This is a genomic window from Salibacterium aidingense DSM 18341 (genome assembly GCF_000429685.1).
GTDB lineage: Bacteria > Bacillota > Bacilli > Bacillales > Marinococcaceae > Salibacterium > Salibacterium aidingense.
On the sequence record NZ_AUCI01000001.1, the window covers coordinates 213,039 to 226,922 of the forward strand.

A 13,884-nucleotide genomic window follows, 5' to 3' on the forward strand; every position below is an offset into this window, starting at 1 on the left:
TTCACATCATAATAGAACAACTTTATTTTTAACCCCGTCCTAGATTTAGAACGAGGTTATGATAGTTTAGGGGTTGAAAATAAAATAACTTTATAGTTACACTTACTGCTTTATTCTTATACACGCTGAACTGCAGGATCAGTAAAAACATCGTTCTCATCTGTACTTTGCGTCGAAAATTCTGAAACGACAGCTCCTGTTTCCCCTGCCTGAAACCAATGCAGGGTATTAGGAGAAATTGTATACTGTTCGCCGGGCTTAAGCAAAACCTCTTTCCAAACAGTAAAGTGATTCATTTTGTCCTGTGGAGGAAGAATACTTGGGTTTGGTGTCTCCGTACCAGACACGTATAAATACACTCTCCCCATCCGACACCGGAACGTTTCTTCCTTTCCCTTCGAGGTCCCTATCGGCGGGTGCAGGTGTTCAGGGCAAGTCTGCCTTGGCAGTAGTACCATTTCTTTCGCGCAGTAGCTCTCCGTATTAATATAGACAACCAATTGCAGACCCATCTCACGCAATCGACCCATGCCGAAATCAGTGACCTCCATGTTTTCTTTTTCTTCTGGAGTAAGAGCAATACCCGCCTGTTTAAAATATCTCAAGCATTCCTTCCGAATATGATTCACCTTTTCGTCGTTCATATGCCGCTCCTTTCGAAAGATTAATTTTTCTGTGATTCGCAGTCAATCATAACGTGGATGGTGTCCCCTTTATGATCGTTTCGTAAAGCGAATGCCTCCGCAATGTCCTCCAGTGGAAGAATGTGAGTAATTGTTTCTTTTGTATTTATCAAACCTTCTGTAACAAGGCGGACTCCTTCATCGAAGAAACGTCGATTATCGATATCACGCTTCGGTTCTGTTGTTAGAATCTCCAATCGTTTCTTATGCATTTTGAAAAAGTCCACTGGTTCGTGGCAGGTACCAATACACCCATACATCACAATTCTTCCATTCTGTGCCGCTGCATCCATTGCATCCACCATACCTGAACCTTCCAGAAGACATGGAATAACAACATCAAATCCATCTGGAAAATCGCCCTTTACCACATCCATCGTTTTTGCCTCTTCATTCGGAAGTTGATACGTGTGTGTAGCTCCATATTTTTCCGCTAAATCAAGTTTTTCTTCAAACAAATCTGTCACAGCCAGGTTCCTGGGGCTAAATAAGTTAATAACCTGAGTCATGGCCAAGCCGCTTACCCCCTGCCCCATGATTAATACATTTTTGTCCGGCGCAATCTCTCCCAACTCCGCTGCATGAAGAAGCGGAGGAAGTACTTCTATCAGAGAACCTTCAATCAAGGGAAGATTCTTAGGCAGCACTTTCACCGAAAACGGACTGCAGCATATATATTCTGCAAAAGCTCCCCACACATAACGCAGTGCCACATGGTCGCCTTCTTTCAATCCAATAACATTTTCTCCGACTTGATCAATAACACCAGCCACTTCATGACCCAAACGCGTTGGATATGTTATAAATTCCGGATCTCTAGCTCCGCGAAAGACCTCTACATCACTTCCACAGATACCGACCCATTTGATTTTTATACGTACCTCCTCTGCTTCAGGCTCGGGAACTCTTGCCTGTTTTATTGATATTTCTCCAATTTCATCCATCACCGCGCATTTCTGAGTGCCGGGTCCTTCGTGATCAACCAACTCCATAGACGGTACCATCATTTTTCTTACCATGATATTTCCCCTTTCCATACCCTAAGTTTTATTAGTTATCAGGATTTGACGTTGTTTAAACGCTGCCTGATCTTCTCGTATTCCCCATCAGAAAGAAACGTCTTTTGTTCAGGATTATTATCAAAAGCTTCTCCCCAGTTCATGCCGTCTACATATTTGGGCACCAGATGAACGTGCAGATGGGAGACGATATCTCCATATATAGCATAGTTTATTTTGTCCGGCCTGAAAGACAGAGATATCCTTTCTGCGGCATCCGCGACATCATCGAAGTACTGTTTACGTTCCCGTTCCGATAGTTCATACAATTCTGTCTTATGGTTATTCAGTGCCAGCACACACCGACCTGGATAATTTTGATCTTTCATGATATACAACGTTGATATTTGCATTGGCATAGCTTGAATCATTAACCGCTGCAGGCTTTCATCTTTCGTACAGTAAAAGCAGGATGCAACCACCGCCATCACCTCCTCTGTAAATTTTCGCTTTTATCGCATCAACCATTCTGGCAAAAACATTACAAGCTGAGGAACATATGTGATCAATAACAACACACAGATCATCACTGTAAAATAGGGCAAAACTGCTCGAATCACCTCTGTGATCGAAATTTCTCCAATGGCACAGGCTACGAACAAACAAACACCGACAGGCGGAGTAAACAGTCCGATAGCAAGGTTCACAACCATCACGACGCCGAAATGAACCGGATCCATCCCAAGCGATGTGACAACAGGCAGCAGAATCGGCGTAAAAATGATGACAGCAGGACTTAAATCTAGAAAAGTACCAACAAAAAGAAGCAGGGCGGTAATCATTAATAGCAGCAGAAATGGATTTTCTGTAACAGACAGAAGTCCTTCTGCGATCATCTGCGGAATGCCCTGAATGGCAAAAAGATAACCCAGTGCTGAGGCAGTGGCGATCATAAGTGCTACCATACCAGTTGTTATTGAAACATCCAGCATAATTTTAGGCAGATCTTTTATCTGAAGTTCTTTATAATAGAAAAAACCTAATAGAAAGGAGTATAACGCTGCAATTCCTGCAGCCTCTGTTGCAGTAAATATCCCGCTGATGATCCCGCCTAGAATAATGAGAATTGTCAGCAAGGCTGGGATCCCTCTTAAAATATTAAGCCCGGCTTCTTTTACAGATATCCGTTGTTCCACTGGGTATCCTCTTTTTTTAGCAATAACAGCAGTAACAGCCATTAATGCTATAGCAACTAGAACACCCGGAATAATTCCTCCTAAAAATAATTGCCCGATGGAAACCCCGGCAGCTACTCCGTAAATGACCATGGGTATACTGGGAGGAATCATTACTCCAATTGTCGAGGAAGTAGCAGTAATAGCTACACTAAAATCCCGGTGATACCCCTTTTTCACCATAGCAGGTATAAGAATGGATCCTACTGATGAGGAATCAGAGGCAGCAGAGCCTGTAATCCCTGCAAAGAACATGCTGCTAACGATATTTACGTAAGCCAAACCACCTCTCAAAAATCCAACCAATGATTTTGACAGATTAATTAAATCATTGGTGATGCCGCCCAGCTGCATAAATCGGCCTGCCAGGATAAACAAGGGAACGGCAATTAAGGTGAACGAATTCACCCCCATCAACATCCGCTGCACCATAACAGACAAATCAATGTCCCCTACCACAGCGAATCCAAATATTGCAGCAACACCAGTACTCACTGCAATGGGTACATTAATAGCCAGCAGCACAAGTAAGACGATAAATATAACAACTGCCATGACTTCCTCCTTTCATGCTGCGCTTACACCCTGTGTTCTTCTGAATGGTTTTTTCGAAATAGAGACCATAATTGATGTAAGGTGTACAGAAAAAAGAATCCTCCTGTCAGCGGCATCGGCATATAAAAATAAGCCATCGGTATTCGTAAAATAGGAGAGATCTGATCCATTGCATTAAGGACCAACAGCACACCGTAATAGCACAAAACAGCACCAAAAAAAAGCACAATCACATGTATGACGCAATCAATAATTATTTTGGATAGACATTTCAGCATCCGATAAAAATATTCCACTCCTAAATGCATTCGTCTTGTTAACGTAATCACACTTCCCAACAGGCAAAACCAGATAAAGCTTAATCTGGCGAATTCTTCCGTCCACGGAAAGGACTGAGTTAAAAATGTTCTGGCAAAGATCTGAAACAAAATATTCAACACCATAACAAATCCGATAAGAATGACCACATTGGCCAGCAGCCTGTTATATATAAAATTAATTATTTTATCTCCCATAACGCCCACCTCTCCGGTGTATTCAAGCCGGGGGAAAATGGAGTAACTGATTATACACTCCTTTATCCGGGTACATTGGTTTGTTAATTATTGTCGAAATAATCGAAATATTCTTTGCCGATTTCTTCTTCGTATTCATCGTAGATTGGCTGCACCGCTTCTTTAAAGGAAGATTTATCTTTAATAAAGTTTACTTCCATTCCGACTTCTTCCAATTCACTTACGGCTTCATCCACTTGCCGCTGCTCTTCTTCATAGGCAAACTTACCAGCCTCTTCTCCCGCATTTGTGATGATTTCCTGAAGGTCTTCCGGGAGAGACTCAAAGAAATTTTGATCCATCGCAATGGTATTTGGAGTCATAAAATGCTGTGTCATAGACACATAATCCGTTACTTCGTATTCTTTTTCGGTTAAAACTAAAGCGATACTGTTTTCCGCTGCGTCAACGACTCCTGTCTGCAGAGCCATGTAACGTTCATCCGCTGCAATTGGGGTTGGATTGGCTCCCAGCAGTTCCATTGTATTGGTCATTACCGGACTTTCCATTACTCGTATATCCAACCCTTCAAAATCTCCGGGTGTTTCAATCGGACCTGCCGAACTGTACACATTTCTGGCACTTCTTTGCAGCCAGCCGACAATTTTAATATTTTCCTCTTCTTCCATCACATTGCTCAATTCATCACCCAGTCCACTTTGAATAACTTCACGCTGATGTTCCATACTCTCTGATAGATAAGGCATATCAAAAATTAACATCCGATCATCCAAAGAAGAAAGAACCGAGGTTGTGATTTCCGCTGCCTGAATACTTCCAAGCTGTAACCCGTCAATATAATCCGATTGTCCTCCAAGTTGTCCGCTGTGCTGCACTTCTACTTCAATTCTGCCATCGCTTTCTTCTTCTACCATCTCTTCAAAATGGAAAAAGGCTTGCACCATAGTATCTTCGGGATTGCTCGGTGATGCCATTTTCAATGTGTATGTCTCCTGATTTTCTGCTTCAGCATCATTGTTGCTGTCTTCTTCTGCTTCACTGTCTTTTCCTGTCTCCACTTTTTCTTCATCTGCTGTATCGTTGTTGTTGGAACCACTCGTACTTTCCGTTTCTTCCTGACTACCGCATCCGATAACTATAAAAATAAGTGCGCCTATCATAAAGAAAAATAAAAGATTGTTTCGAAATCCTTTCATTGTTTCTTCCTCCTTAGAAAGATTAATTTTATCCACGTCTCAAGGGCTGATACTGCTCCTCGGATATTATGATTACATAAATTACCCTCCTTTTATTGAAAACGCTTTCTTTTATAACAACTATATATGGATGCGCCACTTTTGTCAATAAATAAATTAAGTTTCATCTTATTAAACTCTAAAAATCATAATTATAGAGTTTTAAAGTTCCTTTATGTTGAATTTTTTACTTAAGTATCTTTATAATAGAATAAAAATCTTATATAGAATTTGGGTGTTGAGGATGCAGTTCAATAAATCAAGTGAAAACAGTAAGCTTGCTATTATGCAGACACTTCGGATTTACGGCAGTATGTCAAGGATGAAACTCACAGAACTTACCGGCTTCAGCAGAGCCACTGTATCTTTTGTTATTTCTGAACTTATTGAAAGCGGCATCATTAAAGAAACAAAAAAACAACAGTCTACAGGAGGTCGTCCGGCAGTTATTTTAGAATTAGTACCTTTTTCTACATGTGTTATCGGTGCCAACTTGGATAACAATCACTGGAAAATCGGTGCTTTCGACCTTCTGGACAACGTTATCGATGAAACCGATGTTCCTGTACAGACACAGTCGGCTGTTCATACATTTGAAGTACTAAGAACCAGCATTAACTCCTTTATTCGTGAACTGAACCGCCCTATACTTCCCGTACTTGGAATTGGAACCCCGGGACTCGTAGAAAAAAATGACCATATCATTAAAGCCGCTCCGCCACTTGAGTGGTTCAACGTAAACGTAGCCGACATTATGAGCATAGATATGGAGCTTCCCATCATTTTAATGAACAGACACCGCGCCCGCGGTCTTGCGGAGTGTCGTTTCGGCGCCGGAACTAATTCTTCCAACATAATTTACATCGGGGTTGGTTCTGGAGTCCGCGCAGGTTTCTATATTGACAGACAGCTCATTACCGATTCTTTCGGCGGCGCCGGGGAACTTGGACACACCACTGTAGAACCATCGGGGCCCCTGTGTTCCTGCGGTAATGAAGGATGCTTGCAAATGCTTTGCTCCACTCCTTTTATTGAAAAACAGATTAGAAAGTCAGTGCGATTCGGGGAAGATGCCGGGAGCCTCCTGCCGCCTGATACAGATACACGAACCATCAAAGCAATGGATGTTTGCAGGGCAGCAGATAATGGAGAAGAACTATCGATGGAGGTTATTCATACCGCTTCCAATTATTTAGGGATAACCATGGCAAATCTTGCTAACACCTTTAACCCCGAAACGATTATTCTTGGTGGACCAATTCCCAGTACCAGCCGGCTGTTTGTTGAAACTTCCAACAAAATCATGCGGCAGCGTGCACTCCCAAGCATCGTTTCTAGTATCGATGTGTTAACAGCAGATCTAGGAGAAATCGGTGGCGCTTTAGGCGCAGCAAATTTCGCCCTCGATCGTTACTTTCCAATAAGCAATCTGGAAAATACCTCCTATTAATAGATCATTCGTCATAAAGAAAGCAGAGTGATTCCATAAGGAATACCCTGCTTTTTATTTATTGTATTCTGCTGTGCTGCCGGCTTTCATAATAGTCTGGACTACTTCCAAGTTTCTCCTTTATACGTTCTGTTGCTTTATTTAACTTTTCAAGAAGTTCTTGCGGTATCTGACCGGATGCCCCTTCTAAATTCTGATGCAATTGTTCTTTGTTCCGGCAGCCAACAATTGTAGTTGTGATATCCGGATTCGAAAGCACCCATGCTAACGATAATGGAATAAGATTTACTCCGTGATCTACAGATAAATCCCTAATCGTGCTAAGCGCTTCTTTAATTTCACGTTCCACTCCTTCTTCCCCGTGTCTGGATTGTGCTCCGCGGGAATAATGGAAGTGACGGGACCTCGCCTGTTTCGGTTTCATATCTTCCACTACATATTTTCCACTCAATAGTCCCTGCTGCAACGGCATATAGCCAATAACTCCCATGTCATGCTGCCTGCAGTATGAAGTTAATTCATATTCTATTGCCCGTGAAAATAGATTATATGGAAGCTCATTCGCTGTAATATCCGCTCCCAGTTCTCTCAGTTCTTCCATTTGTTCCACTCCGTGGTTACTGATTCCTACATGCCGAATTTTTCCCTCGGACTGCAATACCTTTAATGTGCTAAAAGTCTCGCGTATATCGGGCGGATGATTGATTTTATCCTTGTCTTCCGTAAAATGTTGAATAGATAATGCATTCACAGGCCAATGAACCATATACAAATCAATATAATCTGTTTGTAAACGCTTTAAACTTTCCTCACAGCTTTGTCTAAGATCATCCGGAAAAGCATTCGCCGGTGTTACTTTAGTACCTACGATAGCTTTGGACCTCCGTCCTTTCAACGCTGCTCCCAGAGATTCTTCACTTTTACCGTCATTATAAATTTCTGCAGTGTCAAAATAATTCACCCCGTAATCGAGGGCTTCATGAACGATTTGATCTACGTCGTTTTGACTTTGGTCTCCCCAGTAATTGCCACCTCCATACTGCCAGCACCCCATTCCAATTGTGCTGAGGTACAAATCTGATTTTCCCAGCCTGCGCTTTTCCATTTTTACTCCTCCTCCATTACGTTATTTTTTACATAACCTTAGAACAAATAGAGGAAATGTTACGTAAACTGTATATCAACATTTATCTTTTGTCAATTATTAAACTAACTTACTCAAATGGGGAGGAGCGACCTTTATTATAAACATACCCTGTTCACACTTTAATATATGAAGCATTCAATACAGCCAAGAAATAGGAAACCTTTATACCGATTCAGGTTCTTCTTCACATACTTTATGTATTCTTCCGTATAAGTCAAACAGACAAAACAAAGGCAGGGTGTACATGGCGTAATTGAATAACCCTTCTCTTTCTGCATCCAACAAATGAAATATAACCATAGGAATGGCTATTACTAGGGCATATTTCACGACCATTGGCAGTTTCGTCAAAAAAATTATTCTTGCGGGAATAAGAACAAAAATAAGGTAAATAAAGAAAAGGAAGATTCCTGGTAATATCATTTCTGCCGGAAAGGTGGAAAAGTTTGAAGGTCTTCCTTCCCTGTAAAAATGGTTCGAAAAATAAAGAATTCCCAAGTGTAATAAAAAAGCAATGGTCGTCAAGGCCAACATTCTAAAATTAAACAAATCGTTGGCTTTCGTTGGTTTAAACGCATGAAGAATTTTCATAGAATCTCCTTTCTAAAAAAGCATCCGAAAAATACTCCGTTATCCTTTATTTAATTGCTCCAGCGTTTCTTCTTTGGAGTAATCTTCATATACGATTTTTTCGAAAATCACTTCAATGTCGGACTCCATGAAATGCTCCTGTTGTTTGCTTGCTTCGAGAACGGCCTGCCTGAATGTGTCATTCTGAACGAAAGCTTCCGCGAGTTGAAGATCTTCTTCCATATACTTTTGCGAAGGGGGAGGCAGCTGCTTGAACATTTCAGCAGCTTTCCCTTCCGTTATATCTTCCTTCATATGTTCATGGACATAATTTGTGGTGTTTGGGGCTCCGTATTCGTCGATTTCTCTTATGTACTCGTCAAGCTCACGAAAATCACGGAGCAGCGGCATGAAATAATGGTCTCTTTCTCTTCCGCTTATTTGCATATTTTCCTCTAATCTTTTATTGAATTGGATGATGGTGGCGTGAATGTCTTCCAGGTCTTCCGTCAACACAGCGTCTTCCGCTTCTTCTGCTGCTTCCGATACATCAGGGATCAGGTCCTCTAAAAAACTTTTTGCCTGGACAATGTTAAAATCAGCACGCTGCCAGCCTTGGTCATGATATTTTGATAAGGTTTCATGACCGGAAGTAATCACATCGTTCACCACGGGAGCCACCCCGTTCTCTTGGGCCTTCCCCTTTTCATCTGACTGCTCCTGCGGCTGTTTGTCTTCTCCCCTTGCTTCCACTATCTTTTCCCCATGTTCCATGCCGCTTGCTTCTTGATGAGGGGGTTTTTCGGCCCCGCCGTTTACACAAGCTGACAAAGTGAATACCGATGTCCAAATGGTCACATATAAAAATTTCTTCATCCCAGCATTCCCCTCCATTTTATCTTCTTGCGCTTCCGCAGCTCCTTCATTTTCCAGTATTTTCTTACAATATCGTATCAGCATTCCTTACGTTCTGTAAACGTTTTGTAATATATTAGACGAAAGAGATTGGTGGATCGTTTCATCCTTTTTGATTTCTCGTTTATTGAAATCTCTACCCAGGCATTAAAAAAGGCGAGGCCTCCGCCCCGCCCATCTATTTCTTTGTTGTTCCTGTACAGCCTGAGATGCTGGGAGTAATGGTAATAATGTTACATTCTCTTTACAGAGTGCTATTCGAGACCTTCCACCGTTTCCTCGATCTTTTCATTCAGTGCTCCGGTATCCACGGAGGGTGCGGATTTGTTTCCAAGCTCGTATTTTTGTTTTAAACGGAGAATCCGTTCTACACTCTGGTCAACCCTTGTTTCTTCGATATCTCCTTGTTCGACTGCCTGGACAAGTGCCTGCTGCACCTCCGAAAACTTTCCATTCCGCGTATCTGCCATCATCACCATATCCGACCCGGCTTTCACGGAACGTACAGCTGCCTCTGCCATACCGTAATTTTCGGCAATGGCACCCATTGTCATATCATCCGTGATCACCACTCCATTAAAGTTGAGATCTTCCCGCAGCAGACCAGTGATAATAGGCCTCGATAACGAAGAAGGATACTGATCATCGATCTGGGGAAAGAGAATATGGGCCACCATCACCATATCCGCTCCTTCCTTTATTGCTTTTCGAAACGGTGCCATTTCAAACGATTTCACTGTCTGTTTTGATTTATCTATCCTCGGCAGACTGATATGAGAATCGGTGGAGGTATCACCGTGTCCGGGGAAATGCTTTACGACTGGAATGACCTGCTCTTCTGCAATTCCGTGCATGACAGCTGTTCCAAGGCTGGTGACAAGCTCTGGATGATCCCCGAAAGAACGATCGCCAATGACGGGATTGTCCGGGTTATTGTTAATATCCAGGACCGGAGCAAAGTCCATGTTAAAGCGAAAGGCCTTTACTTTTTCCGCCAGCAGGCGCCCTATCTCTTTCGTTACTTCCTCATCGGCCGATTCTCCAATGACAGCATTGGGAGGAAAATTTTCTATCGTATCCGGGATCCGGCTGACAGAGCCCCCTTCTTCGTCTACTCCTAAAAATAGTGGAATGCTGCCGTTTTCATCCGCCTGTATAATATCTGCCGTGTACTGACGCAGCTGCTCCGCGCTTTCTATGTTTCCTCCGAGCAGAAAAATACCGCCGGCCTCTTCTTGAATCATAGACCGCTCCCCGCTCGACAATGATGTACCCTGCACTCCGACATACATCATCTGCGCTGCTTTTTCTTCCAAGGACATGGATTGAACCTTCGCTTTCACCGGATCCTCTATGCCCTGCCTGTGCGGCTCCTCCGAGGTATCTGTCTTAAAAGGGGCTGCCTCCGGCGGGGCATGGTTTTCTTCCATACAGCCGGCCAGAACTGCCGTGCCAATCAACGTTATAACTAAAAGGAATCGTTTCATGATAACTCTCCCTATGTTTTTATCATTCTTTCTTGTGGAATAGAAATGATGTCAGACCTGAAAGCAGACACACTATTGTCCGTGTTACGTGTTCCAACATGAAGCTAGGAGGTATGTTCATGGTAACATATAATCATTATATAAACGGAACGTGGGTGCCTTCCGAGCATCAGGAAACGATTGAAGTTCTGAATCCGGCCACGGAGAAAGTCATTGCGTCCACCCCTTCCGGTTCAAAAAAAGAAACAGAACAGGCCGTACAGGCTGCCCACACCGCTTTCAAGACCTGGAGTAAAACCCCGACGGCTGAACGAGCCGCCTATTTAACAAAAATCGCCGATGCTTTTGAAAAAAATAAAGACCATATTGCCCGCACGCTGACGGAAGAAAACGGGAAAGTTCTCTCGTTGTCCGAAGCAGAAGTGGATACGGCGGTGGACTATTTCCGCTATATGGCAGGATGGGCAAGAAAATATGAGGGAGAAATCTTAAACAGCGACCGCCCGAATGAAAATATTTTCATTATGAAAAAGCCAATCGGAGTCATTGGCGGCATCATTCCGTGGAATTTCCCCATATTTATCTTCGCCCGCAAAGTTGCTCCGGCTCTTTTAACAGGCTGTACCGCTGTCATTAAACCAGCGCAGGCCACACCGAACGCGACCGGGGAAATGATGAAACTCATTCATGATACAGGGCTTCCGGAAGGCGTGTTAAATATTGTGTATGGAAAAGGGTCAACGGTAGGAAACACACTTGCTTCCCATGAAAACATCGGCATGGTTTCGATGACAGGAAGCAAACCGGCCGGTACTGCGGTCATGGAGGCAGCTGCTCAAAGCATGACGAAGGTAAATCTCGAACTCGGCGGCAAAGCGCCTGCGATTGTGACCAAGCATGCAGATCTCGATACGGCGGTGGAAAACATTTATCAGTCCCGGACTATTAATAACGGGCAGGCCTGTACCAATGCCGAACGTGTTTATGTTCATGAAGACGTGGCAGAGGAGTTCACCAAACGGATCACCGAGAAAATGAAAAATGCCGGTTACGGCAATCCGCTGCAGGACAGCGATGCGGAGATCGGTCCACTTGTAAACCAGGAGCAGCTGGATAATGTCCACGACATGGTAACAGAAGCAGTGACGGCAGGAGCTTCCGTAGAAACAGGCGGCCGTCCTGCAGACAACAGCAGCGGCTATTACTTTGAGCCGACAGTATTAACGAACGTCTCCCAGGACATGAACGTGATCCAGAACGAAATTTTCGGCCCGGTCCTTCCGATTGTAACCTTCCGCACAATGGATGAGGTGCTTGAAAAAGCAAATGATACGGAATACGGCCTCTCCTCTTCCATCTTCAGCGAAAATATGCATGAAGTGATGAGAGCCGCCAATGAACTGGATTTCGGCGAAACATTCGTGAACCGTGAAAACTTTGAAGCCATTCAAGGGTTCCACGCCGGCCGGAAGCAATCCGGCATCGGCGGCGCCGACGGCCGTCACGGCCTTGAAGAACATCTTGAAACGCATGTTATTTACATGCAGTATAAAGATGATATTCAATAAGAAAAAAATAGTCGAGAATACTTGGCGCTATGTTATGAACAGACAAGATACGGTTTACCTATCGGACATTTATTCCGCTAAATGATGATATAAGCGGCTTGCACCGCCTTTATCGGACATTTGTTCCGCTATCAGGGCTCTGGACCGCTTCTTTTACATTAAAAAGAGGAATTAACGGAACAAATGTCCGAACTCCCCTTCAAAATGGTACAATTCAATGAAATAGCGGATCAAATGTCCTATTCAACACGCCAGCAGCTGGGTTGTGGAGGACCACCGGCCTTCGGATCACTGTGCCGCGATCACTTCCGGATCAAATAACTCCACCAGCACGAGGGACACCGCCCCCAGAGAGGTGGCCCGGTCCCCAAGCTTAGACACCGTGACGTCGGTGTGCTTCGCTTTGGAAGTGAGGGCCCGCTGCTCAATTTCTTCCTTCATCGACGGGAGGATAAACCGGTCTGCTTTGGATACACCGCCGCCGATAACAATTTTTCCTGGATTTATCACATGGATTAAATTAGTCAGGCCGATACCAATATACCTTCCCGTTTCTTCCAGCAGTGCCACGCACAATTCATCGTTTTCCAGGGCTGCCCGATAGACCAGCTCGCCGGTGATTCCGCTGTCTTCCGTTTGCGCCTTCTCTGCCAGTACACTTTTCTCTCCGGCCTCCAGGGCCTGCACCGCTTTTTCGGCGATAGCCGGACCGGAAGCGACTGTCTGTAAGCAGCCCTCATTGCCGCACTGGCATTTTTTCCCGTGAATGTCGATCGTCATGTGACCGACTTCCCCGGCCGTATCAAATTCTCCGTGGTACAGCTTTCCATCTATCACCATACCGGCACCGATGCCGCGGCCGATGTTTACGGCCATCATACTGTGCGCTCCGCCGCTTTCTCCAAACCAGGCTTCTCCGAGAGCCATCGCCCGCGCATCGTTTTCGACCTTTACTGGATAAGAAAACTCCGCTTCCAGCTGTTCTTTAAGGGGGATATCATGTAAATTTAGATTCGGGGCAAAGAGGGACATGCCGGAGGTCACATCCACGACCCCATGCATCGCCACTCCGATCCCAATGACTTTTTCCTTCAGATGGCTATATTTGTTCAAAAACTCCCGTATATCTGTTTTCAGCATATCCATAAACTGGGTCTCATTGATCGGATGTGTAATCGGAGTTAGTGAATCATACAGAATATCTCCGGATAAATCGGATAAAATCATCTCCATCTCATTTGGTCCGGCATCGATACCGATAACGAAAAACTCGCTGCTATTTATGACAAGCATGGTTGGCTTGCGGCCGCCCTGGGACATCCCGAGGCTGCTTTCTTTCACAAATCCCTGTTCAATCAACTCTTTTACAATACTGCTGACGGTAGGAGGGGTTAGTTTTGTGTCTTTTGCGATCTGGGCCCGTGAGATCGGCCCGCTGGTGCGTATTTTATTCAAAATGACGGATTTATTTAACGATTTCATCCATTGAAAGCTGCCGGTTTGTACCATAGGGTTCCTCCACGCGA

13 protein-coding genes are annotated in these 13,884 nt (G+C 44.0%); 2 read left to right on the top strand and 11 right to left on the bottom strand.

Annotated features, from left to right (window positions below):
- Positions 1–116: 116 nt before the first annotated feature.
- From G475_RS0101035 to G475_RS0101060, 6 genes are all read right to left on the bottom strand, one after another.
- A complete protein-coding gene (locus G475_RS0101035) occupies positions 117–644 on the bottom strand; it encodes a D-lyxose/D-mannose family sugar isomerase (protein ID WP_035709749.1) in 528 nt (175 codons plus the stop codon).
- 20 nt (positions 645–664) lie between these two features.
- Positions 665–1,702, bottom strand: a complete 1,038-nt coding sequence (locus tag G475_RS0101040; protein WP_026699667.1) for a sorbitol dehydrogenase — start codon at positions 1,700–1,702, stop codon at positions 665–667.
- 38 nt (positions 1,703–1,740) lie between these two features.
- A complete protein-coding gene (locus G475_RS0101045; protein ID WP_211233910.1) occupies positions 1,741–2,163 on the bottom strand; it encodes an HIT family protein in 423 nt (140 codons plus the stop codon).
- Positions 2,164–2,193: 30 nt separating this feature from the next.
- Positions 2,194–3,471 carry a TRAP transporter large permease gene (locus G475_RS0101050; RefSeq protein WP_026699669.1) on the bottom strand — a complete coding sequence of 426 codons (1,278 nt, stop codon included), beginning with the start codon at positions 3,469–3,471 and terminating at the stop codon, positions 2,194–2,196.
- 23 nt (positions 3,472–3,494) lie between these two features.
- Positions 3,495–3,986 (bottom strand): TRAP transporter small permease, encoded by a 492-nt coding sequence (locus G475_RS0101055; RefSeq protein WP_026699670.1) that lies wholly within the window; start codon positions 3,984–3,986, stop codon positions 3,495–3,497.
- 83 nt (positions 3,987–4,069) lie between these two features.
- Positions 4,070–5,182 (bottom strand): TRAP transporter substrate-binding protein, encoded by a 1,113-nt coding sequence (locus G475_RS0101060; RefSeq protein ID WP_026699671.1) that lies wholly within the window; start codon positions 5,180–5,182, stop codon positions 4,070–4,072.
- Between the two features lie 283 nt (positions 5,183–5,465).
- On the opposite strand from G475_RS0101060, the gene G475_RS23940 reads away from it, so the two are divergent.
- Positions 5,466–6,671: an ROK family transcriptional regulator gene (locus G475_RS23940; RefSeq protein WP_051302028.1), complete on the top strand. Its 1,206-nt coding sequence runs from the start codon at positions 5,466–5,468 to the stop codon at positions 6,669–6,671.
- Positions 6,672–6,729: 58 nt separating this feature from the next.
- Here G475_RS23940 and G475_RS0101070 read toward each other — a convergent pair whose 3' ends face one another.
- The 4 genes from G475_RS0101070 to nagZ form a co-directional block, all read right to left on the bottom strand.
- Complete coding sequence (locus tag G475_RS0101070) at positions 6,730–7,776, bottom strand: aldo/keto reductase (RefSeq protein WP_026699672.1); 1,047 nt, start codon at positions 7,774–7,776, stop codon at positions 6,730–6,732.
- Positions 7,777–7,980: 204 nt separating this feature from the next.
- Entirely contained in the window at positions 7,981–8,409 is a 429-nt protein-coding gene (locus tag G475_RS0101075; RefSeq protein WP_026699673.1) for a hypothetical protein, read from the bottom strand.
- A gap of 39 nt (positions 8,410–8,448) precedes the next feature.
- Positions 8,449–9,264, bottom strand: a complete 816-nt coding sequence (locus G475_RS0101080; protein ID WP_156911593.1) for a hypothetical protein — start codon at positions 9,262–9,264, stop codon at positions 8,449–8,451.
- A gap of 293 nt (positions 9,265–9,557) precedes the next feature.
- On the bottom strand, positions 9,558–10,790 hold the full coding sequence (gene nagZ / locus G475_RS0101085; RefSeq protein ID WP_026699675.1) for a beta-N-acetylhexosaminidase: 1,233 nt from the start codon (positions 10,788–10,790) through the stop codon (positions 9,558–9,560).
- A gap of 119 nt (positions 10,791–10,909) precedes the next feature.
- Between nagZ and aldA the strand changes: the two genes are divergently transcribed.
- Complete coding sequence (gene aldA / locus G475_RS0101090; protein ID WP_026699676.1) at positions 10,910–12,358, top strand: aldehyde dehydrogenase; 1,449 nt, start codon at positions 10,910–10,912, stop codon at positions 12,356–12,358.
- A gap of 288 nt (positions 12,359–12,646) precedes the next feature.
- On the opposite strand, the gene G475_RS0101095 is transcribed toward aldA, so the two are convergent.
- Entirely contained in the window at positions 12,647–13,867 is a 1,221-nt protein-coding gene (locus G475_RS0101095; protein ID WP_026699677.1) for an ROK family transcriptional regulator, read from the bottom strand.
- Between the last annotated feature and the right edge of the window lie 17 nt (positions 13,868–13,884).

Coding starts and splice junctions, on each gene's coding strand:
- G475_RS0101035 (WP_035709749.1), bottom strand. CDS start 644: ATGAACGACGAAAAGGTGAATCATATTCGGAAGGAATGCTTGAGATAT.
- G475_RS0101040 (WP_026699667.1), bottom strand. CDS start 1,702: ATGGTAAGAAAAATGATGGTACCGTCTATGGAGTTGGTTGATCACGAA.
- G475_RS0101050 (WP_026699669.1), bottom strand. CDS start 3,471: ATGGCAGTTGTTATATTTATCGTCTTACTTGTGCTGCTGGCTATTAAT.
- G475_RS0101055 (WP_026699670.1), bottom strand. CDS start 3,986: ATGGGAGATAAAATAATTAATTTTATATATAACAGGCTGCTGGCCAAT.
- G475_RS0101060 (WP_026699671.1), bottom strand. CDS start 5,182: ATGAAAGGATTTCGAAACAATCTTTTATTTTTCTTTATGATAGGCGCA.
- G475_RS23940 (WP_051302028.1), top strand. CDS start 5,466: ATGCAGTTCAATAAATCAAGTGAAAACAGTAAGCTTGCTATTATGCAG.
- G475_RS0101070 (WP_026699672.1), bottom strand. CDS start 7,776: ATGGAAAAGCGCAGGCTGGGAAAATCAGATTTGTACCTCAGCACAATT.
- G475_RS0101075 (WP_026699673.1), bottom strand. CDS start 8,409: ATGAAAATTCTTCATGCGTTTAAACCAACGAAAGCCAACGATTTGTTT.
- G475_RS0101080 (WP_156911593.1), bottom strand. CDS start 9,264: ATGAAGAAATTTTTATATGTGACCATTTGGACATCGGTATTCACTTTG.
- nagZ (WP_026699675.1), bottom strand. CDS start 10,790: ATGAAACGATTCCTTTTAGTTATAACGTTGATTGGCACGGCAGTTCTG.
- aldA (WP_026699676.1), top strand. CDS start 10,910: ATGGTAACATATAATCATTATATAAACGGAACGTGGGTGCCTTCCGAG.
- G475_RS0101095 (WP_026699677.1), bottom strand. CDS start 13,867: ATGGTACAAACCGGCAGCTTTCAATGGATGAAATCGTTAAATAAATCC.